The organism is Parahoeflea alexandrii, from assembly GCF_027214025.1.
Lineage (GTDB): Bacteria > Pseudomonadota > Alphaproteobacteria > Rhizobiales > Rhizobiaceae > Hoeflea > Hoeflea alexandrii_A.
In genome coordinates this window covers 1,024,623-1,044,468 of sequence record NZ_JAPWHB010000001.1, presented here as the reverse complement: position 1 = coordinate 1,044,468, position 19,846 = coordinate 1,024,623, and the positions used below count along the sequence as shown (strand labels likewise).

At 64.2% G+C, this 19,846-nt stretch carries 20 protein-coding genes and 1 tRNA gene; 13 read left to right on the top strand and 8 right to left on the bottom strand.

Going from position 1 to position 19,846, the window contains the following annotated elements:
* Positions 1-16: 16 nt before the first annotated feature.
* Positions 17-1,108, top strand: coding sequence for a YeeE/YedE family protein (locus tag O4H62_RS05195; RefSeq protein WP_269386055.1), 1,092 nt, complete (start codon positions 17-19; stop codon positions 1,106-1,108).
* Here O4H62_RS05195 and O4H62_RS05190 read toward each other — a convergent pair.
* From O4H62_RS05190 to O4H62_RS05180, 3 genes are all read right to left on the bottom strand, one after another.
* Positions 1,092-1,511 (bottom strand): aconitase X swivel domain-containing protein, encoded by a 420-nt coding sequence (locus tag O4H62_RS05190; protein WP_269386054.1) that lies wholly within the window; start codon positions 1,509-1,511, stop codon positions 1,092-1,094. The genes O4H62_RS05195 and O4H62_RS05190 overlap by 17 nt on opposite strands.
* The gene (locus tag O4H62_RS05185; RefSeq protein WP_269386053.1) at positions 1,508-2,749 is read right to left on the bottom strand and encodes an aconitase X catalytic domain-containing protein; all 1,242 of its coding nucleotides are present in this window, start codon (positions 2,747-2,749) and stop codon (positions 1,508-1,510) included. Before O4H62_RS05185 ends, O4H62_RS05190 begins: the two co-directional genes overlap by 4 nt.
* A gap of 77 nt (positions 2,750-2,826) precedes the next feature.
* A complete protein-coding gene (locus O4H62_RS05180) occupies positions 2,827-3,279 on the bottom strand; it encodes a hypothetical protein (protein ID WP_269386052.1) in 453 nt (150 codons plus the stop codon).
* 179 nt (positions 3,280-3,458) lie between these two features.
* Here O4H62_RS05180 and O4H62_RS05175 point away from each other — a divergent pair, with 179 nt between their 5' ends.
* Positions 3,459-4,376: a DUF1499 domain-containing protein gene (locus O4H62_RS05175; protein ID WP_269386051.1), complete on the top strand. Its 918-nt coding sequence runs from the start codon at positions 3,459-3,461 to the stop codon at positions 4,374-4,376.
* Positions 4,377-4,384: 8 nt separating this feature from the next.
* Here the strand turns inward: O4H62_RS05175 and O4H62_RS05170 are convergent, their stop codons facing one another.
* The gene (locus O4H62_RS05170; RefSeq protein WP_269386050.1) at positions 4,385-5,299 is read right to left on the bottom strand and encodes an MBL fold metallo-hydrolase; all 915 of its coding nucleotides are present in this window, start codon (positions 5,297-5,299) and stop codon (positions 4,385-4,387) included.
* Positions 5,300-5,471: 172 nt separating this feature from the next.
* Here O4H62_RS05170 and O4H62_RS05165 point away from each other — a divergent pair, with 172 nt between their 5' ends.
* A complete protein-coding gene (locus O4H62_RS05165) occupies positions 5,472-6,053 on the top strand; it encodes a biotin transporter BioY (RefSeq protein WP_269386049.1) in 582 nt (193 codons plus the stop codon).
* 215 nt (positions 6,054-6,268) lie between these two features.
* Positions 6,269-6,342: transfer RNA gene (locus O4H62_RS05160), tRNA-Gln, on the top strand.
* 60 nt (positions 6,343-6,402) lie between these two features.
* Here the strand turns inward: O4H62_RS05160 and mobA are convergent.
* Positions 6,403-7,017: a molybdenum cofactor guanylyltransferase MobA gene (gene mobA, locus O4H62_RS05155; protein ID WP_269386048.1), complete on the bottom strand. Its 615-nt coding sequence runs from the start codon at positions 7,015-7,017 to the stop codon at positions 6,403-6,405.
* A 257-nt stretch (positions 7,018-7,274) separates the two neighbouring features.
* Between mobA and O4H62_RS05150 the strand changes: the two genes are divergently transcribed.
* From O4H62_RS05150 to O4H62_RS05115, 8 genes are all read left to right on the top strand, one after another.
* Complete coding sequence (locus tag O4H62_RS05150; protein WP_269386047.1) at positions 7,275-7,634, top strand: cupin domain-containing protein; 360 nt, start codon at positions 7,275-7,277, stop codon at positions 7,632-7,634.
* Between the two features lie 147 nt (positions 7,635-7,781).
* Positions 7,782-10,169, top strand: a complete 2,388-nt coding sequence (locus tag O4H62_RS05145; RefSeq protein WP_269386046.1) for a heavy metal translocating P-type ATPase — start codon at positions 7,782-7,784, stop codon at positions 10,167-10,169.
* A 68-nt stretch (positions 10,170-10,237) separates the two neighbouring features.
* The gene (cueR, locus tag O4H62_RS05140) at positions 10,238-10,633 is read left to right on the top strand and encodes a Cu(I)-responsive transcriptional regulator (RefSeq protein WP_269386045.1); all 396 of its coding nucleotides are present in this window, start codon (positions 10,238-10,240) and stop codon (positions 10,631-10,633) included.
* Positions 10,630-11,043, top strand: coding sequence for a c-type cytochrome (locus O4H62_RS05135; RefSeq protein WP_269386044.1), 414 nt, complete (start codon positions 10,630-10,632; stop codon positions 11,041-11,043). The genes cueR and O4H62_RS05135 overlap by 4 nt, the downstream gene beginning before the upstream one ends.
* Positions 11,044-11,257: 214 nt before the next feature.
* Positions 11,258-12,472, top strand: coding sequence for a TsoY family (seleno)protein (locus O4H62_RS05130; protein WP_269386043.1), 1,215 nt, complete (start codon positions 11,258-11,260; stop codon positions 12,470-12,472).
* 189 nt (positions 12,473-12,661) lie between these two features.
* Positions 12,662-13,015, top strand: coding sequence for a hypothetical protein (locus O4H62_RS05125; protein WP_269386042.1), 354 nt, complete (start codon positions 12,662-12,664; stop codon positions 13,013-13,015).
* Between the two features lie 195 nt (positions 13,016-13,210).
* Entirely contained in the window at positions 13,211-13,744 is a 534-nt protein-coding gene (locus tag O4H62_RS05120) for a copper chaperone PCu(A)C (protein ID WP_269386041.1), read from the top strand.
* Positions 13,745-13,748: 4 nt separating this feature from the next.
* A complete protein-coding gene (locus O4H62_RS05115) occupies positions 13,749-14,393 on the top strand; it encodes an SCO family protein (RefSeq protein WP_269386040.1) in 645 nt (214 codons plus the stop codon).
* 106 nt (positions 14,394-14,499) lie between these two features.
* Here the strand turns inward: O4H62_RS05115 and O4H62_RS05110 are convergent, their stop codons facing one another.
* From O4H62_RS05110 to O4H62_RS05100, 3 genes are read right to left on the bottom strand one after another with little or no spacing between them, the layout of a single operon-like run.
* Complete coding sequence (locus O4H62_RS05110) at positions 14,500-15,711, bottom strand: efflux RND transporter periplasmic adaptor subunit (protein WP_269386039.1); 1,212 nt, start codon at positions 15,709-15,711, stop codon at positions 14,500-14,502.
* A 4-nt stretch (positions 15,712-15,715) separates the two neighbouring features.
* Positions 15,716-18,076 carry an ABC transporter permease gene (locus tag O4H62_RS05105; RefSeq protein ID WP_269386038.1) on the bottom strand — a complete coding sequence of 787 codons (2,361 nt, stop codon included), beginning with the start codon at positions 18,074-18,076 and terminating at the stop codon, positions 15,716-15,718.
* Between the two features lie 11 nt (positions 18,077-18,087).
* Positions 18,088-18,816 carry an ABC transporter ATP-binding protein gene (locus tag O4H62_RS05100; protein ID WP_269386037.1) on the bottom strand — a complete coding sequence of 243 codons (729 nt, stop codon included), beginning with the start codon at positions 18,814-18,816 and terminating at the stop codon, positions 18,088-18,090.
* Positions 18,817-19,013: 197 nt separating this feature from the next.
* Here O4H62_RS05100 and O4H62_RS05095 point away from each other — a divergent pair, with 197 nt between their 5' ends.
* A complete protein-coding gene (locus tag O4H62_RS05095; protein ID WP_269386036.1) occupies positions 19,014-19,739 on the top strand; it encodes a Crp/Fnr family transcriptional regulator in 726 nt (241 codons plus the stop codon).
* Positions 19,740-19,846 lie beyond the last annotated feature (107 nt).

The following is a 19,846-nucleotide window of genomic DNA, read 5'->3' as shown; positions in this document are numbered from 1 at the left end:
CACGGAGACTGATGCCATGGACCTCGTCCCTCTGATCGACCTTATTGGCGAGCCGCAGACCGCGCTCGTCGGCGGCCTCGTGCTCGGGCTGGCTTTCGGCGTTTTCGCCCAGCGCAGCCGCTACTGCACCCGCTCGGCGGTTCTCTCCGTCATGGGTGAAAGCGATCTCAAGCCGTTCGCCACCTGGGCCGCGGGCTTCGCTGCGGCCATCCTCGCGGTGCAGGCGCTGCTCGGCGCGGAGATGATCGACGTCTCGGAAACCCGCTTCTTCTCCACCGCGCAGAGCCTTTCGGGCGCGCTCGTCGGCGGTCTGCTGTTTGGCGCCGGCATGGTGCTGGCGCGCGGCTGCGTCTCCCGGCTTCTGGTGCTCAGCGCCTCGGGCAACCTGCGCGGCATCTTTTCCATCGCCATCATCGCCGTGACCGGGCTTGCGACCTACAGCGGCGTGCTGGTGCCGCTGCGTGACGGGATCGGCGGTTTGTGGAACACCGCTTCCATCGGCGGCAACGACCTGCTGGCCCATGCCGGCCTCGAGCGCTGGTTCGGCATTGCGCTCGGTGCAGTCCTGGCGGTGGTCGCTCTCGGCTTCGCCTTCAAGGCCCGGCTGTCGGTCTGGCGTCTTCTCGGCGGCATCCTGATCGGTCTCACCGTGGCTGCCGGCTGGTACTTCACCTGGCAGCTCTCGACCCAGGTCTTCGAGCCGATTCAGGCCGAAAGCCTGTCCTTCATCCGTCCGCTCGCCACCACCGGCGAACTGGCGCTCGAGGGCGGATTTGGCGGGCTCGACCAGGGCGTGCTGCTCGGTGCGATCCTTGGCGCCTTCGTCGCCGCACTGGTGTCGGGTGAATTCCGCATCTCGACCTTCTCCGAGCCGGGCACGCCATCGATTTGGCGTTATGCCGCCGGTTCGGTGCTGATGGGCTTTGGCGGCATCCTCGCCGTCGGCTGCACCATCGGCGCCGGCCTCACCGGTGGTTCGGTTCTGGCGGTCTCCTCGCTGCTCGGCCTCGCCTCGATGATTACCGGCGCGGCGCTGACCCAGCTGGTGCTGAGATCGCTCACCCGCGAGCCGTCAGGTTCATCCGCCGCGGTCATGCCGGCGGAGTAAGAACAACCAGATCTGCCCCGGCTTCAACCGAAAGCCGGGGCAAGGCCGAAAGCCTCTGCCACTCATGCCGGTCCCTGAGCGCGATCACCGGGCAATCGATGCCGTAAAGCATCTGCGCCACCAGTGCACCGGTCGCGATAATGGCGTCTTCATCGATGAGGATAATCGCCGCCGGCGCGGTGCCGAGCCGGATCGCTTCCGCCAGCACCGACGCGCCCGACGACGAACCGCGCCCGCGCTCCATGAACAGCATCTTCCCGCTCAGGCAGGCGCCGTGCTGCGGGTGAAACCGGTCGATCACCTTGCCGCTGGCGCTGTCGAACCCGCCCCAGAAACTCAAGGGATCATCAAGCTTCAGGCACGTCCCTTCGGCCTTGCCGTGAACCAGGCTGCGCATGCTCATGCCCGCACCACCCGTCCTGCCTTGGCCGAATGCAGCGTGTCTGCCAGCGTGCCGAAGGCGACATCGACGCCGAGATTGCCCGGCGCGTAATAGGCCCATTTGCCGGAATTCGTCATCACCGCGCCGGAAAGATCCCGGATGATCGCGGTGACATAGGTGCAGGTATCGACCACCACCGTGACACCAGCCTTTTCAAGAATTGCCGCGCGCCCGTCGGCGCAAAGCCGCTCCCATTCGTGCCGCCCCGTGTTGACATAGATCGGCACCGCGAACGGCGCCAGATCAAGCATCGGCATCAACCGGTCGAATTCAGTGAGCGAGAAATGTGGCGTCCCGAGCGCGACCGTCGTCAGCGCGGCATCGTCCTTCACCGTGCTGAGCGAAGAGAGAATTTCGGCCACCTCCAGCGGCCCCAGCCGCCCGGCAACCGGCACGTCCATCCCGCCCGTGGCGGTTTCAAGGTCCGGCGCTTCCGGCGTCAGCCCCACCGCGTGAAACATCGCCACGCTCCCCGAGGATGCGGCCGCCGCGCCGAGCGCCTTGAGGTCGTCTTCGCTGGTTGATCGGGGCAGGCCGGTGATGGCGGCGATTGCGTCGCCGCAATGCTTGCCGGTGAACAGTCCGGCCGCCACCGCAAGTCCGCCGGCCTGGTCCGGTCCCGCCTCGTCAAAACCGTGGATCTCGACGATCGCTTTCGCGCGGCGGTTCTCGCTCCGGTGCAGCCCATAATCGGGGACCCGACCGGTCAGGGCACAGGCAAGGTCGATGAAATCGCCGTAGCGGTTGGTGCGCGCACCGATGACCGAGTTGGCAAAGACGATGGCGTTGGATTCGGCCCAGGCAAGCTGGTCGCCGAAGCGGGGTCTGAGCAAGGTCTGGTAAGGCGCGCAGGTAAAGCTTGGCGTGCAACCGAGTTCGACATGGGCTTCCATCAGCCGCTTGCCTGCTGCTCCAAGCGCGGAATCGCCGACAAACAGCTCCGGATGGATGAGATCGACCGAGCCGACATTGAGCGTGGTTGGAACCTTGACCCGGCCTTCGAGCGCCACGAAGCGTTCGACGAAATCGAGGCTCGCCTGGCCGTGATAGAGGCAGCCGTCAACATGGGCGCTGGCGCAGGGCAGCAGCCGCGGCGCACCGACGGCCTCGGCGAATTTCAATACTAGCTGCAGGGCGTCCGCCGCTGCGCGGCCGTGATCTCCGTTGATGATCTCGCGATCAGTCTCACTCAGTTCCACGGCCCGGTCCCGTCGCTAGCATGGTTGGGGCGAGACTAGCCGCTAAAGGCCCGGTGCAAAAGGCTTCCGAGAGCTTGTCAGAGCTTTTCCAGCACCGCTACGAACGCCCTGGCAAATTGCACGAGCCCCGCCGTCGCCTCGTCGACTTCGGCGGTTTCGACCCGGTCGCCGCCGGCGCTGAGCAGCACCAGTCCGAAGCGCCCGCCATTGTCGCGCGAGAGACAGACAACCGCGATCCGCTGCGCTTCCTCCACCAGCCCGGAGGCGGGCAGGTCGAAGAGAAACTCTCCGCCGATCACCTTGGCTGCGTCGGCCACCGCGTCGGCAAAGCCGCGGTCGGCGATGTCGCTGAGATCGAGCGCCAGGTCGAGTTCGACGAGATCCAGCGCCAGCGGCGCCTGGCGCTTGTTCTGTGGGGTTTGCGCTGGCTCCGCCAAAACGCGCGCGGCGATGGGCGTGCGTCCGGCAGCAATCATGTCGATGGGCCGCGTCGGGCCGTAAACGGGCATTGTCTGGGCGTCTGCCGTCATGGTGGATCTCCTTCCGAACCTCAAAACCTGTCCGGTCTGATCTACCCCCCGTGCCGATCTTCGGCATCAAGCATGGCTGAAGTGAGGCGCTTGCCGCGGCAGCCATGAACGGCTAATGAATTCAACCACAACCAGTCGCGCATCCCGCGCTCCACCCGCCCGGAGACCCTGGCCGCGCCATGCCCTTCCGTCCCGTCCGTCCCCGCTCCATAGCCGCCACCTGGTCGCGCAGGCTCGGCCGTTTTGCCGTTCTGCTGGCACTGATGGCCCTGGTGCTGCACCGGATCGGCATGCTGGACATGCCCAATGCGATCGCGGCCGTCCTGATGGCGACACTCATCTCGGTGTTGGTGCTGGGCCTGTCGATGATCGGTTTCTTCATGCTCTGGCACATCGGCGCGAAGGGTGGCCATGCCTCTTTCAGCGGCATGGTCATGGCGCTGCTGATCCTCATTCCGATGGGGCTGGCGGCCAGCCGCTTCGTGCTGCTCCCCCGAATTCACGATATCTCGACCGACGTTGCCAATCCGCCGGAATGGCTCGAAGAGCCGGAAATTGCCCGGTCCTGGATGCCGCGTTCCGATGGTTCGGATCCGGCCAAGCGGCAGTTGCAGGCCGGAGCCTATCCGCAAATCACCGGCCGCCGCTACGAAGGCGCGATCGACCGCGTGCTGATTGCGGTCCAGGCAGTTGCGCAGGAGAAGAAGTGGACGCCGGTCGCCAATGTCGGGGTCGAGGCTCTTGTCGACGGGCTGGAGCCGAGTGCGGCCGGAAGCGGGTCCCAGGCCGGGGCAGTCACATCGAACGGAGAGGCGGATCCGGCGCGCGCGCCGCTGCCGGCGCCGCGCCCGGATATCGAGAACGAACCGCTCGCCCCGCTTCCGACCTATGCCCTGATCCAGTATCGCACCAAGACGCTGGTGCTCGGTGTCCCGCTCGATATCCTCGTCCGCCTGTCGGAAGAGGAGGAGACCACCTTTGTCGACATGCGCTCCGCAACGCGGGACGGCGACCACGATCTCGGGCTCAACGCCAGCGTGATCCGCACTTTCCTGCACGATCTCGATGTACGGCTGCTGGGGATTGCCGGCGGCTGATTGCGCGTCTATGCGGGGCGGTACTCGCCATGAATGGCTGGCGGGCCGTCGGTCACCACTTCGCCGCGGCCGACCAGGTCTTCCAGATGCGCCAGCACCGAAAGCGCCGCCGCCCTGTGCAGCCGCGGATCGGTGTCGCGGTAGATCACCTTGACCATGTCGGCAATCAGCCTGTCGCCCTTTTCGACGCGGCCGAACACGGCGCGTTCGCGCATGCGGCGGTGGGTCTTCAGCGCCCGGACGAACTGCCGTGGCTCCTTCACCGGCCCGCCATGCCCGGGCAGATAGTACCGGTCGTCACGCTCGGCCAGCATGTCGAGCGAGGCCATGAAATCGCTCATCGCCCCGTCCGGCGGTGCGATGATCGATGTCGCCCAGGCCATCACGTGATCGCCCGAAAACACGAGGTCGGTGTCGCCGCCGGTGAGCGCGAAGGCTGCGTGGTTGGCGGTGTGCCCCGGCGTATGCAGCGTTTCGATCGCCCATCCGTCGCCCCGGATCACCTGGCCGTGGCCGGCGGCAATATCCGGTACGAAATCCATGTCTGCGCTTTCCTTCAGCGGATTGACCTCGCCGGTGAAAAGCGGCCGCGCCGCCCGGTGCGGCCCCTCGGCCACCACCGTGGCGCCGGTCTTGTCTTTCAGGCGCGCCGTCAGCGGAGAGTGATCGCGGTGGGTGTGGGTGACGAAGATGTGGCTCACCGGACGGCCCGCGATCGCCGCTTCGAGCGTGCGCCAGTGGCTTTCGTCCTCCGGGCCCGGATCGATCACCGCAAGCGTGTCACGGCCGACAATGTAGCTGTTGGTGCCGTGAAACGTCAGCGGCCCGGCATTGGGCGCGGTGACCCGCAGGATGCCCCTGGCCACGGGCACGGCTTCGCCATGGGCGGGCTCGAAAGTCTTGTCAAACTGCGGTTCGGTCACTCATCTCTCCGGTCTGGGGCTGTATCCGGCCTCTCTGCCGGGACGGGCGGTCCATTGTGGATGGCCCTGGATTTGGGCCGGACTGTCTTGCTGTCGGGCGGCTAAGTCAATATACCGCTTGCAATGAGCCGTCGCATTGGCGCGCTCTTTCGAAATTTCCGGAGATAGATCCATGGCCACTGTTCCCGCCCGTTCGTTCGCACAAACCCTTGCTCCCGAAGGTGTTGCCGCACGTTACGCCACCTATGGCGCGCTCGTCCTCTTCGGCAGCCTGCTGATTGCGGTCGCCGGCAAGATCACGGTTCCCTTCTGGCCGGTGCCTGCGACGCTGCAGACGCTGGCGATCTTCGTCATTGCCGCAGCTTTTGGCCGCAAGCTGGCGCTGGCAACGCTGGCCGCCTACCTCGTCGAGGGTGCCGCCGGCCTGCCGGTGTTCACCAATGGCGGCGGCCTGGCCTATTTCGCCGGCCCGACCACCGGCTACCTCGCGGGCTTCGTCGCCGCCGCCGGACTGACCGGCTGGGCCGCGGACCGCGGACTTGACCGCAACGCCTTCAAGCTGTTTGCCGTCAACCTGGCCGGCACCGCCATCATCCTGCTGCTCGGCGCCGCATGGATCGCCATTGCGTTCGGCCCGGAAGAGGCTCTTGCGTGGGGTGTCGGCCCGTTCATCGCTACCGACGTGATCAAGGCGGCACTCGCCGCAGCCGTGGTTCCCGCCGGCTGGCAGATCGCCAACCTGTTCCGCCGCTAACCGCCGAAACAGACCGCCGGGCCGCTTGAGGCCCGGGGACCGAAAATACGAAACCCGTGCGGCAGAGCAGTCGCGCGGGTTTTTTCATCGTGGATAATCCTCGGTCCCGGGCGGTTTCCGCGCTTGTGATCGGACGCGTCATTTGCTATCCCCCCGATGCTTCCGGGAGTTACCGGTTTGCGCCGGGCGGACGATCCGCATGCCCGGGGAAGCGTTGGGGTATAGCCAAGCGGTAAGGCAGCGGTTTTTGGTATCGCCATCCCTGGTTCGAATCCAGGTACCCCAGCCACCTCACGTTCCAGCCACCGATCCGGTATCCGCGCTCCGCACCAAGCGTCGCTTCCCGCTATCAATCGAACCTGCCGAGAAAGGCCTCCGCCTCGGCCAGTTCCTCAGGTGTGTTGGCGTTGAAGAACGGGTCCGGCGCGCCATCGTGCTCCGGTTCGAAATCACAGAAGACCAACTCGTGCCGGGCGGCCCAGACCTGCACCTTCATTGTCTCACTGGACGCAAGCCACTCGGCCAGGTCGCAGCGCAACGCCACCGGCCACAGCCCCACCACCGGATGCCGGTTGCCGTTCGAACGTGCCAGAACGATCCGTTCAGGGCCCGATAGTGCGCTGAACCGGCTGACCAGATCGCGCGGCAGGAACGGCGTGTCGGTCGCCACGCTCACGAGATGGGTCACGCCCGGCAGTCCCGCCGCCCATTCCATCCCGGTCAGCACACCTGCCAGCGGGCCGAGATGGCCGCCGATCGTGTCGGGCAGCACCGGCAGCCCGTACTCAAGATAGGGTGCCGGATCGGAGTTGGTATTGATCGCCAGCCGTTCGACCTGCGGTGCAATCCGGTTGATCACCCGCTTGATCATCGGCTGGCCGGCAAGAGGCTTCAGCGGCTTCTCGCCGCCCATCCGCCGCGACAGGCCGCCCGCCAGGATCAGTCCGGCAATCGTGTTGCTCAAGTTTAATTCCTCTTGCATGTCGGCCGTGATGTTACATCGGTTCGGGGCATGCACCAATCCGGACCGATCCGCCCGCCCGACTTCATTCTTGACTGCTCTCTCAGGGTATCCTACCCCGGTTGCAAGGGAAATTTATTTCAAAACAAGGTCTTGGAATATTCCTCGCGGACGACCGCCCGGATCCGGATTCCAGTTGCGGTGGCCGCGGCACGGTTGATGCGCATTTTAAAACGACATGACACTTTCAGGGAATGACGATGATTGATCTCAAGAGCTTCGGCGACCTTTCGAACCTCGATCTGGGCGCCTTCGCGCCCAAACCGACAACCTTCACCGATGGTCAGGTGGAGGCGGCGAAGCAGCTCTGGGCGTCTGATGACGGCGTGAGCCAGGTGGGTGTCTGGGAATGCACGCCCGGCCGCTTTTCCGCCGACCGGACCAAGTCCTCGGAAATCTGCCACATCCTCTCGGGCTCGGCCACGGTTGTCGGCAAGGAGGGCGGCGACGAGCGCAGGATCGGTCCCGGGGATGTCCTCGTTCTGCCGCTCGGCTGGGAAGGCGAATGGACCATCCACGAGCAGGTCCGAAAGACCTATGTGCTGACCCGCAAGCCCTGACGCCGGGCGGTCTTTTCCCAAAATCATGCAGCGTCGAAGCCGCCATCCCGGCGGCTGCCGACGCCGCGCCGGAAGGCGGAAATTGCCGCTTGACCTTCCATTGACTGGAAGGATTACGGTCGTGTCAACTCTGAAAGGATTGGCACAATGCAGCATTCAGATCACGTACATCATCACGACCACGAAAAAGGGGTGGACACCGACGCGCTTTTCAAATCGGCCACCGTGCCGGTCGACGGCAAGGTCAAGGACCCGGTCTGCGGCATGGATGTCGCGCTCGACAAGGGCAAGCCCACGCTGAGCTACAAGGGGGCCGACTTTCACTTCTGCTCGACCGGTTGCCATGACAAGTTCGGCCGCGATCCCTATTTCTACCTCTCCGGCAACAAGGCCAAAAAGAAGAAGGCGGCGCCGAAAACGGCGATGTACACCTGCCCGATGGATCCCGAGATCGTGCAGGAAGGGCCGGGCACCTGCCCGATCTGCGGCATGGCGCTCGAGCCGATGGATGGCGTGGCCGACGGCCCGAACCATGAACTGGTCGATTTCACCCGGCGCCTCTGGGTCTCGGCCGGCGCCGCCATCCCGCTGCTGATCCTCACCATGGCCCCGATGCTCGGTCTGCCGGTGCGCCAGTGGCTGGGGGAGACCATCGCACTCTATCTGGAGTTCCTGTTGGCGACGCCGGTGGTTCTGTGGGCCGCGCGGCCGTTCTTCCATCGCGGCTGGACCTCGATCAGGACCTGGAACCTCAACATGTGGACGCTGATCATGATCGGCGTCGGCGCTGCCTATGCCTATTCGACCATCGCCACCTTCCTTCCGGGCCTTTTCCCTGCGGGCCTGCAGATGCCCGGCGGACACATGCCGGTCTACTTCGAGGCGGCGGTGGTCATCATCGCGCTGGTCTTTGTCGGCCAGGTGCTGGAACTCAGAGCCCGCGAACGCACCGGAGACGCCATAAGGGCGCTTCTCGACCTGGCGCCGAAAACTGCCCGCCGCGTCACCCCGGATGGCGACGAATATGACGCGCCGCTTGAAAACATCGTCGCCGGAGACCGCATGAGGGTGCGGCCGGGAGAGGCCATTCCGGTCGATTCCATTGTTGTCGAGGGCCACAGCTCCGTCGACGAGAGCATGCTCACGGGCGAACCGCTCGCCGTCGAGAAGGCCGAGGGGGACCGGGTCACCGGCGGCACGCTCAACCGCAACGGTTCTCTGGTCATTCAAGCCGAGAAGATCGGCGACGAGACCATGCTGGCGCGCATCGTCGCCATGGTGTCGTCGGCCCAGCGCTCCCGTGCGCCCATCCAGGGGCTTGCCGACCGCGTTGCCTCCTGGTTCGTCCCGGCGGTTGTCATTGTTGCCGTGCTGGCATTCGCTATCTGGATGCTGATCGGCCCCGATCCGGCCTTCGTCTTCGCCATCGTTTCGGCCGTGTCGGTGCTGATCATCGCCTGTCCCTGTGCCCTGGGACTGGCGACGCCGATGTCGATCATGACGGCGACCGGGCGCGGCGCCCAGGCCGGGGTTTTGATCAAGGATGCAGAGGCGCTGGAGCGGATGGCCAAGGTCGACGTGCTGGTGGTCGACAAGACCGGCACGCTCACCGAAGGCAAGCCGACCCTGACGGACGTCATCGCACTCGGCGATGTCGCGGAAGACGAGATGCTGGCAATGGTCCGGGGTCTCGAATCCGGATCGGAACATCCGCTGGCCGAAGCCATCGTCGAGGGGATTGCCGGACGCGGTATTGCGGCGGTGCCGGTCTCGGGATTTGAAGCGGTCACCGGCAAGGGCGTCTCGGGGCGTTCGGGCGAGCGCGACCTGGCGCTCGGAAATGCCGCGATGATGCAGTTTGCCGGTGTCGACTGCGAGGCCGCCGGCGAGCAGGCCGACGCCCTGCGCTCGGACGGCAAGACCGCCATGTATGTCGCCATCGATGGCAGGCTTGCGGGTCTCGTCGCCGTTGCCGATCCGATCAAGCCGACCACGCGCGACGCCATCAGGGCGCTGCACGATGCCGGCCTCAAGATCATCATGGCGACTGGAGACAACGAGACCACGGCCCGCGCGGTCGCCGGTCAGCTCGGCATCGACGAGGTGCGCGCCGGCGTCCTGCCTGAAGACAAGAAGGCGCTGGTCGATGAACTGCACAAGGCCGGTCACAAGGTGGCCATGGCCGGAGACGGCGTCAACGATGCGCCGGCGCTGGCGGCAGCCGAAGTCGGCATCGCCATGGGAACCGGAGCAGACGTCGCCGTCGAAAGCGCCGGCATCACGCTTCTCAAGGGCGATCTGGGCGGCATCGTCCGGGCCCGCAAACTGTCCGAAGCCACGCTCAGCAACATCAAGCAGAACCTGTTCTTCGCCTTTGCCTACAACAGTCTCGGCGTGCCCATTGCCGCGGGCCTGCTTTATCCGCTCACCGGAACCCTGCTGTCGCCGATGATCGCGGCGGCGGCGATGAGCCTGTCTTCGGTGTCGGTGATCTCGAATGCGCTGCGGCTGCGCACGGTCAAGCTCGACGCTTGACCTTCCAGCCGGTGGAAGCCTTATGAAAGGTCCGGACGAAAGACGCGCACAAATCAGGGAGGCAGAAGATGAACATCGGCGAGGCATCCGGGGCGACCGGCCTTCCGGTCAAGACCATCCGCTATTATGAGGATATTGGCCTGATCAAGCCTGACCGTGCTGCCAATGGCTATCGCGACTACGGTGGCAAGGACGTTCATCGCCTGGCATTCATCCAGCGCTCGCGAAGCCTCGGCTTCACCATCGATGAGTGCCGCTCGCTTCTCTCGCTCTACGAGGACAAGGAGCGCGCCAGTTCCGACGTCAAGGCGCTGGCGCTCGACAAGATCCGCGAGATCGACCGCAAGCTGGGCGAACTCAAGTCGCTGCGCGCCACCCTCAAGACGCTCGCCGAGCACTGCCACGGCGACGACCGGCCCGACTGCCCGATCATCGACGAGATCGCCGGGGCAGGCCGGGTATGACCATGCGAAAAATGCTGATGGCGGTGTTGCTGCTCGGCGCCGCAGTCTTCGTTTACCGCAGTCTCGGATCGCCCGAAACGGTTCCGACAGGCGCGGCCCTGGCGAGTGTGGCGGTGCCCGATCTGTCACCGGCGGCCCGCGAGGGCGAGGCCCTGTTCAACCGCTCCTGCGCGTCCTGCCACGGCCGCAACGCCGCCGGACAGGACGGAATCGCCCCGCCGCTGATCCACAAGATCTACGAACCCGGCCATCATGGCGACATGTCGTTCCATCTCGCCGCCAGGAACGGCGTGCGCGCGCATCACTGGCCGTTCGGCAACATGCCGCCGGTCGAGGGAATCACCGACCCGGAACTCGACAAGGTCGTCCTGTATGTGCGCGAGCTGCAGCGCGCCAACGGCATCCACTAAGGCAATTCCAGCGAAACTGGGAACCGCTTCCGGTCTGTGCTGGCGTGCCCGGCGCGGCCGGTATCCGTGCGTCATGCTCGACATTGTGGCCGCCGGACGGACGGTGGATCGATGTGATGGAACACGGACAACGCAAACGAGTTCGGGCCTTTACATCAACAATCGTTTATATTAAATATAAACGATCGTTGATGTTGAGAAGAAAGGTACCGCCATGCGTTATGCTCGCGCCGAAGGGGCGCCCTACACGCCCATCTATTTTCTCTCGAGCCTCGGGGCAGGTGGCCTTGCGGTTTCGTTTTTCATGTACCTGATGTGGATGACCCCTCACCAGGGCCAGCCGATTCCCTCGTTCACCACCCTGCAGGCCGCATTTGCGACCGGCAGCATGGAAATGCAGGCGTTGATCGCCGCCGCTGTTCTGGCAATCGCGGTCTTTACCTATCTGCACGTGCGAATCCTGATCTGGAATGTGCGGGAGTATTTTGCCTGGAAAGGCACTGCGGGTTACCAGGCCTTCCTCAAATCCAACAATCAGAGCCAGCTCACGGCCATACCGCTGGCTTTCGCCATGTCGATCAATGTCGGTTTCATTGTCGGCGCGGTGTTCGTTCCCGGGCTTTGGGAGATCGCCGAATATCTGTTTCCGGCGGCGCTGGTTGCCTTCGGCGTGACGGGCTTTTTCGCGCTGAAGTTCTTCGGCGGCTTTTTCACCCGGGTCCTGACCGAGGGCGGGTTTGATTGTTCGCGCAACAATTCCTTCGGCCAGTTGCTCGCTGCGTTCTCGCTGGCGATGACTGGCGTCGGCTTCTCCGCGGCAGCGGCCATGAGCCATGTCAAGCTGACCTCCGCGATCGCCTTCATGGGCTCGGTCTTTTTCCTCGTCGCGGCCGTCCTGCTCGGTGCGATTTTCCTGGTCATGGGGTTCCGCGCCATGATGGAACATTCGGCCGAACGCGAGACCACGCCGACATTGTGGATCATCATCCCCTTCATCACCGTGGTCGGCATTGCCGTCTACCGGCTCAACAAGGGGCTTGAACACAATTTCGGCGTCGAGTTTTCCGCTGGATCGGCATTCTCCCTGCTCACCATCCTGTTCTCGATCCAGCTGGTGTTCGGCCTGCTGGGCTACATGGTGATGAAGCGCTTCGGCTATTTCGAGCACTTCATCTCGGGCGAGGGCCGCTCCCCCGGCGCCTACGCGCTGATCTGCCCCGGCGTTGCGCTGTTCGTGTTCGGCAATTTCGTCATCAATGCCGGCCTCATCCCGGTCGGGGTGCTCGACAAGTATTCGATCGCCTGGTTCGTGCTCTATGCACCGCTGGTCTACCTCCAGATGAAGACCATCGCCGTCTATTTCCGGCTCAATGGCAAGATGCTCGGCAATCGACCAATGACGCCGCCATCGGCCATCCCGGCCGAGTAGGTCATCCGCACAGCCGCCGAGTTCCCCCGAACCCGGCGGCTTTTCGCGCATGTTGACGCAGATGTGATGCAAGGCCTTGTCGTCGACGCACCAACCATATAATCCTCGAAGAGTTCGGTTATCGGGCCAAGGCAGTATCGGGATATGATCGCTACACGGCGGATTGTAAGCAGAACGGGACTGGTGCGCATGCTTTGCGCGCTGTCATTGCTGCTTGTCGCCTTTGCCCACAAGCCGCTCGTCTCGTCCTCTGCAGCATCAGGCTATCCCGGCGTCGACATCGCCGAATTTGTTCTGCCTGACGGAACCCTTCCCGATCTCTGTCTGACCGGTGAGGAAAACGGCGCACACCATTCCCTTGCCAATCATTGCGAAGCCTGCCGCATTGTCTCCTCGGTTGATCTGCCGTCCCCCTTTGACGGCTATGTGGTCATCCGCCTGAGTGCGGCTGCGGAACTGGCGGTCCCCCAGGACGTACGGTTCACGCGGCCTTTCCTGCGCGCAAACGCTTCGCCGCGCGGCCCCCCTCGCGTCACGGCCTGATCTGGCCTCACCGATAGCCCGGTCCCGCGTCTGACGCGGAACAAGAGCTTGTTCCTGACGCTTGCCAGCCGACTGCCATGGTCCGCACCTGCGTCATCCCTTCATCTCCCGCATGCAGCAACCGCTTTTCGAAGCGGCACTGCCTTCAAATCAATCCCGCGCCCATTGCGGGCGTTCAAGCAGAAAGCAAAAACCATGAAACGCATTGCCATTCTTCTCTCCGCAGCCGTTCTCGGCCTCTCCTCCAGCCTGGTGTGGGCGCACGACTACAAGCTCGGTTCGCTCGAGATCGAGCATCCCTATGCCCGGGCAACGCCGCCCAACGCCCCGGTCTCCGGCGGCTACATGACCATTCGCAACTCCGGTGCGGAAGCCGACCGGCTGATCTCGGGCGAGGCGGCCTTCGCCGATCGCGTCGAAATCCATGAGATGGCCATGGATGGCGAGGTCATGAAGATGCGTCAGCTCGCCGACGGCCTGGAAATCCCGGCGGGCGGCGAAGTCGTGCTCAAGCCCGGCGGCTACCACGTCATGTTCATCGGCATCGACAGCCAGTTCAAGGACGGCGAAACCCGCAACGTCAAGCTCACCTTCGAGAAGGCCGGCAGCATCGACCTCGAGTTCCAGGTGCAGGACATCAAGGCGATGCAGGGCCAGATGAAGATGGATGGAACCGGCAAGATGGACCATGGCAAGATGGAACATGGCAAGATGAAGCAGGGCGGCTGAAGCCATGCAGGATGGTCCAGCCATTCAACCGGACTCCGGCAACCGGCGTCCGGGCCTGAAAACCGGGATCTGGGCGGCGATTGCCGCCCTGTTCCTGCTTGTGGTGGGATTCCTGGGTTGGCAATATGTGGTCCAGGGCACCGACCAGTCATTGACGGCAAGCATGAAGCTCGGAACCGGCTTCTCGCTTGTCGACCACAACGGCGCGCCGATCACCCAGGCCGCATTCGCGGGCAAGCCGACGCTGCTCTATTTCGGCTTCACCCGCTGCCCCGAGGTCTGCCCGACCACCCTGTACGAGATGGCGGGCTGGCTCGATGCGCTTGGCGAGGAGGGCAGGGACCTCCAGGCCTTCTTCATCTCGGTTGACCCGGAACGCGACACGCCCGAGATCATGAAGGGTTACTCGGAAGCCTTCACCGACCGGGTTGTCGGGATCACCGGCGATCCTGACGAAGTCGCCAAAGTTGTCGCCGCCTGGCATGTCTATGCGGCCAAGGTCCCCACCGATGACGGCGATTACACCATGGATCATACGGCATCCGTGTTTCTCATCGACCGGAACGGTGTCTTCAAGGGCACCATCGCCTATGGCGAGAGCCCCGAGACGGCCATCGCCAAGCTCAGAAGGCTGGCGGCTCCGGCCTGAGCCGCTCATAACAATTCCGGCGATAACGGGAAGCTGTTTCGCGTTCAAAGTGCGTGTAGCGATGAGCTGGGGCTTTTCAGGTGATCTCGTTATCGCCGGAAATGCTCTAGTTCGCTGTCGCGCGGTCGACGATCAGGCTGCCGTCTTCCAGCGCGTCGCCGGGATAGAGCAGCACCTGGTCGCCGTCGCTGAGGCCCGAAAGGATCTCGGCGCTGCGGTCGGTCATGTGTCCGATCTCGACCGGTGTGACCCGTGCCCGTCCATCCTCCATCCTGAACACCGCCCAGTCCCCGCCGTCGCGGTAGAGCGAACTCACCGGCACCTGCAGGATCTCTTCACCCGACCAGATGATCAGGTTGGCGATCACCCGGAAACCGTGTCCGAGATCGGCCGGCGGCGGGTCCTTCAGCGCGATGATGGCATTGACCCGTTGCTCCGCGATGCCCAGCGCCGACACCTTGGTGAAGCCGGATGGTTCGATGCGCTCGACTTGCGCCTCAAGCGCCTCCGGACCGCCCCAGTCGGTAACCAACACCTGGCTGCCGGGGCGGATCTTGACCGCGTCGGCAGACAGCACGTCCACCGTGATTTCGAGATCGGAAGGGTCGCCGATCTCGGCGATCAGCTGACCGACGGTCGCCGCCTGCTCGCTCTTGGCGTTGAGCGAGAGGATGATCCCGTCAATCGGCGAGACGATGTTGACGCAGCACTGGCCGCTGGCGGCGTCAATCGGCGTCTGCCCGGGCTGGGTCAGCCTGGCCTGGGCGCTCGCCAGTTCGGCACGCCTCAGCGCGATCATCGCCTCGGCGGAGCGCACCTGGGCGTCGGCAAGCTCGACTTCGCCGACCAGCCGCTCGAGTTCGCTTTCGGACACGATGTTCGTCTCCGCCAGTTTCTGTGCCCTTTCCTGGCTGGCGCGGGCAAGCGTGCGCGAGGTGCGGGCACGCGCCAGTTCCACTTCCGCCACGGCTATGCTTGACCGCGCCGCGTCGATCGCCGCCATCAGCTCGGTCCGCGTCCTTGTGTCGAGAAACGGCGGATCGAGCGGATGGATCGAAGTGATGCTTTCCCCCTTGGCGATCGGATCGCCGACCGAGTATTCGACCCGGTCGAGATGGCCGGCGATCGGCGAGGAGACCGCATAGACATTGCGGATGCGGGTGATCCCGTCTTCGGCGACAATCACCTGCAGCGGCCCGGTTTCGACCGTGGCCAGGTCGACAAGGATCGGTTTTTCGCTGAAGGCGACATACAGCGCCCCGCCGATCGCTGCGGCGACCGCCAGTCCTGCGAGGCTTCGGGCAACAACAGAGGCCATGGTTTCAGTCCCTTGTTTTCAAGACGCGGATGAGATCGAGCCGGTCGATGCGACGGCGAACGATCAGGGCCGACACCAGGGCTCCAGCAAGCACGATCAGGCTGGACATGGCGTAGGTCGGCGGGTTGATGATGAGCGGTATCCGGAACAGGTCGCTTTCGAACCCCTTGGCGACAAGAACCGAGAAGGTGCGGCCGATCAGCCAGCCGAGCGGTTGCGCCAGGATCACCATCACGCCGAGCTCGGTCAAAAGCACACTCGAGACTTCCCGGTTGGTGAAGCCGAAGACCCTGAGGCTCGCGAGTTCGCGGGCACGCTCGGACAGCTGGATCCGGGCCGAATTGTAGATCACCCCGAAAGTGATGATGACGGCCAGCGAGACGTAGATCGTGATGCTGATGCCGATATTTTCCTCGATCACCGCCCGGAACCGCTTCAGCGAGATCCGCTGCAGCGCCACCGAGGCGATCGCCGGGGTCTGCTTGACCTCGTCGTAAAGATCCAGGATCCGGTTGTCATCCACGATCACCCGTGCGCCCGATATCCGGCTGCCCTCACCGGACAGCCGGTCGAGCGCTTGCCGGCTCATGTTGGCCGTCAGCCCGACATAGCTGTTGGTCACGCCCACCAACGGCACCATCACCTTGCGCCCCTGTCCGTCGTTGAGTTCGACCTCGACCTGGTCACCGGTCGTCAGGCCGAGATGGGTGGCAAGCCGTTCCGAAAGCAGAATGCCGGCCGGCGGCAGGGTGATCGGAGCAAATTCCTCGTCAAGCACCCGGCTGATATCGGTCTTTGGGTCGGAGCCGATGATCTGGACATTGCGCGAGCGGTGCCCGTTCCTCAGTGTCGCGGCTTCCGCGCGGAACGGCTCCGCCGCCAGCACGCCGGGCAGCCGGGCGACATCGCGGACCGCGTCCTCCGACCGGTCCACAGCGAAGGTCAGCGTCGCGTCCTGTCGGTCGGCCCGGAACCACATGGTGTCGATCATGTGGTCGATCGAATCGAAGGCAAACAGCGAGGTGATCAGCAGCGCCACCGGCAAGGCGGTGCCAAGCGTCGTCAGAGCGGTTCGCAGCGGCCAGCGCACCAGATGCCGGAGCGCCATCACAGTCAATTGCGAAAACGGCAGGCGAAAGCCGCCGGCAGAGCCGCCGAAAAGGCTTCGGTACCTGGTCGGCGCCGGCGGCCGCATGGCCACCGCCGGCGGCAACCGCACCGCGCCCATGATGGCGTTGGCGGCGCCGATCAGAGCGGCGGCGAAGGTGACCAGCGTCGAGATGACGTAGAGATCGGGTTCCTGGGAGAACACCAGGAAAGGGAATGAGTAGAACTCGCCATACATCGACGCCATGCCGTGCCCCAGCCGCGTCCCGGCAATCCCGCCGATCGCCACCCCGACAACGGATATTGCCAGCGTCAGCTTGGCATAGTGCCAGGCAATCGCGGTGTTGGAGTAGCCGACAGCTTTCAAGAGGCCGATCTGCTCGCGCTCCAGCGCAATCAGCCTCGACAGGATCATGTTGACCAGAAACGCGGCGATGAACAGGAAGATCGGCGGGATCACCTGTGCCATCGCCCTGAGCTGGGTCAGTTCGGAATCGAGGAACGCGTCGGACATATGGTCGGTCCGGTCATAGGCGCCGGTGCCGCCATGCGGCTTGAGGATGGTGTCGAGCCGCGCGATCACCTCTTCCTTGTCGGCATTGTGCGAGAGTGTCAGCGAGACATCGTTGAACGCGCCTTTCATGTCATAGGCGCCCTCGAGCACCGATCTGTGCATGTGGATCACGCCGAAGCGCTTCTGGTCCGGCACCATGTCGCCCGGACCGATCGCATAGACATATTCGGGAGACAGGGTGATCCCGGTAATCGCCAGATGCCGCTTGCGCCCGTTGATCAGCACGTCGAAAGTGTCGCCTGGCTGGAAGCCATGCGCGTCTGCAAAGGCTTCGATGATGGTCGCCTCGTTGTCGCGGCCCGGTTCGGGAAAACGCCCCGACCGCAGGTAGAGGCGGTTGACGGCCGCTTCGCCGTGATCGGGGATCGAGATCACCATGCCCGTCGCCGGTTCCGCCATGCCTGGAATGTCGATGATGACCGCGTTGACGATCCGCGTCTGCACCGCCGAAACCCCGTCGATGGCCGCGATCGCCGCCTTGACGCTTTCCGGCGCCCGCGTGGCCGAGGCGAAGACATCGCCGAACCGGGTCCGGTCGTAGAAGGCGGCGCGGGTGTCTTCCAGCGCCCGCGTGGCGCCGAGCGCCAGGATCAGGGTCATGACACCGCAGGCCATCACCAGCGCGATCGCCAGCGATTGTGCCCACAGCCGGGCGAGATCGCGGACCAGCTTGCGGTCAAGCATGCTCAGCGCCTTCACCAGCTCACCTCCGAAGGCTTGATCCGCTGTTCGTTGAGCTCGCAGGAGGCGATCTGGCCATCGAGGAAGGAGTAGACCCGGTGGGCGATCTTCCGGATGCCGGCATTGTGGGTGATGATGGCGGTGGTAGCGCCGGTTTCCTCGTTCACCCGCGCCAGTGCCTCGAGCACGATGATGCCGGTGGCCGAATCAAGCGCGCCCGTCGGCTCGTCGCAAAGCAGCACTTCCGGCCGCTTTGCGATCGCCCGGGCAATCGCCACGCGCTGTTGCTCGCCGCCCGACAGCTGGGCCGGGAAGTGGTTCATGCGGCCTTCGAGGCCAACCAGCGCCAGCGCCTCCGAGGGCGTCATCGGATCGGACGCCACTTCGGTGATCAGCGCGACATTCTCCCAGGCCGTCAGGCTGGGAATCAGGTTGTAGAACTGGAACACGAACCCGACATGGTCCCGGCGATAGGCGGTCAGGTCCCGGTCGCTGGCACCGGCCAGTTCCTCGCCCTTGAACTTCACCGAGCCCGATGTCGGCCGGTCGAGGCCGCCGACAATGTTGAGCAGGGTGGATTTGCCGCTGCCCGATGGGCCGAGCAACACCGCCATTTCGCCGGCCTCCAGTGTCAGGTCGACACCATTGAGCGCGCGGACCTCGACCTCCCCTGTCCGGTAGATCTTGGTCAGCTCTGAAATGTCGAAGATCGTGCCCTTGGTCGACGGTGAATCAGCTAGCATCCGGCGATGATAACCTGCCAGCCCCCGTTGTCCTTGATTCTCGTCAAGCCGACCGGGTTCAAGGCCTCGGCCCTTCGGTCCGCGTCATACATCTGTGCAAAAAGATGCATAAGACCAACGGTGTTCAAGGTCTGCGACATCATGTATCCTTTGAAGCACTGCGCGGTGAAGTAGTATGGACGTGATCGAGGGATCCAATGGATATTCAACGCAAAGACGTTCACAATTCGAGCATTCCTGTGCTTTGCCAGGCCTGCGAAAGCCGCCATCGCGGTGTCTGCGGAGCCTTGACGAACGATCAGCTCGTGCAGCTGAGCCAGCACTCAACCCGGCGCACGGTCGAGCCGGGAACGGAGCTGGTGGGCGAGAGCCTGCAGACCAAGAGCTATGCCAACATCATTTCGGGTGTGGTGAAGCTGTCGAAGATGATGTCCGACGGTCGCCAGCAGATCGTTGGCCTGCAGTTCGCCCCGGATTTTCTCGGCCGCCCGTTCCGCCAGGAGAACGGCGTCAGCGCGGAAGCCGCCACCGAGGTCAAGGTCTGTTCCTTTCCCAAGGCCGCCATCGAGCGCATGATCCGTGAAATGCCGGAGCTCGAGCACAAGCTGCTGGAGCAGACGCTGACCGAACTCGACGAAGCCCGCGACTGGATGCTCACGCTGGGCCGGAAAACCGCCGGAGAGAAGGTTGCAAGCTTTCTCCTGCTCATCGCCACTCATGCCTATCCGGACAATGAAAGCGACTCGGTGACCTACGACCTGCCTATGAGCCGTACCGATATAGCCGATTTCCTCGGTCTCACCATGGAAACCGTCAGCCGGCAATTGACCAAGCTGCGCAAGGAAGATGTCATCCGCATCGTCAACAACCGCCATGTGACGGTTCCCGATCTGACCCGGTTGTCCGAGCGCGCCGGTTTCTGATCCATGCGGCGTTCAGGTGGATGCACCTGGGCGACAACGTAAATGCAGCCATCCGACGGGTTGCAGCGCCCTTCGCGCATTCCGTCGGATGCGCAACGGTGAGGCGG

Bases quoted from the DNA above. Each gene is read 5' to 3' on its own strand.
- O4H62_RS05165 (WP_269386049.1), top strand. From the start codon at position 5,472: ATGGCCACTGTTCCCGCCCGTTCGTTCGCACAAACCCTTGCTCCCGAA.
- O4H62_RS05150 (WP_269386047.1), top strand. From the start codon at position 7,275: ATGATTGATCTCAAGAGCTTCGGCGACCTTTCGAACCTCGATCTGGGC.
- O4H62_RS05125 (WP_269386042.1), top strand. From the start codon at position 12,662: ATGCTTTGCGCGCTGTCATTGCTGCTTGTCGCCTTTGCCCACAAGCCG.
- O4H62_RS05110 (WP_269386039.1), bottom strand. From the start codon at position 15,711: ATGGCCTCTGTTGTTGCCCGAAGCCTCGCAGGACTGGCGGTCGCCGCA.
- O4H62_RS05105 (WP_269386038.1), bottom strand. From the start codon at position 18,076: ATGCTTGACCGCAAGCTGGTCCGCGATCTCGCCCGGCTGTGGGCACAA.
- cueR (WP_269386045.1), top strand. From the start codon at position 10,238: ATGAACATCGGCGAGGCATCCGGGGCGACCGGCCTTCCGGTCAAGACC.
- O4H62_RS05120 (WP_269386041.1), top strand. From the start codon at position 13,211: ATGAAACGCATTGCCATTCTTCTCTCCGCAGCCGTTCTCGGCCTCTCC.
- O4H62_RS05180 (WP_269386052.1), bottom strand. From the start codon at position 3,279: ATGACGGCAGACGCCCAGACAATGCCCGTTTACGGCCCGACGCGGCCC.
- O4H62_RS05100 (WP_269386037.1), bottom strand. From the start codon at position 18,816: ATGCTAGCTGATTCACCGTCGACCAAGGGCACGATCTTCGACATTTCA.
- O4H62_RS05195 (WP_269386055.1), top strand. From the start codon at position 17: ATGGACCTCGTCCCTCTGATCGACCTTATTGGCGAGCCGCAGACCGCG.
- O4H62_RS05130 (WP_269386043.1), top strand. From the start codon at position 11,258: ATGCGTTATGCTCGCGCCGAAGGGGCGCCCTACACGCCCATCTATTTT.
- O4H62_RS05175 (WP_269386051.1), top strand. From the start codon at position 3,459: ATGCCCTTCCGTCCCGTCCGTCCCCGCTCCATAGCCGCCACCTGGTCG.
- O4H62_RS05145 (WP_269386046.1), top strand. From the start codon at position 7,782: ATGCAGCATTCAGATCACGTACATCATCACGACCACGAAAAAGGGGTG.
- O4H62_RS05190 (WP_269386054.1), bottom strand. From the start codon at position 1,511: ATGAGCATGCGCAGCCTGGTTCACGGCAAGGCCGAAGGGACGTGCCTG.
- O4H62_RS05135 (WP_269386044.1), top strand. From the start codon at position 10,630: ATGACCATGCGAAAAATGCTGATGGCGGTGTTGCTGCTCGGCGCCGCA.
- O4H62_RS05115 (WP_269386040.1), top strand. From the start codon at position 13,749: ATGCAGGATGGTCCAGCCATTCAACCGGACTCCGGCAACCGGCGTCCG.
- O4H62_RS05095 (WP_269386036.1), top strand. From the start codon at position 19,014: ATGGATATTCAACGCAAAGACGTTCACAATTCGAGCATTCCTGTGCTT.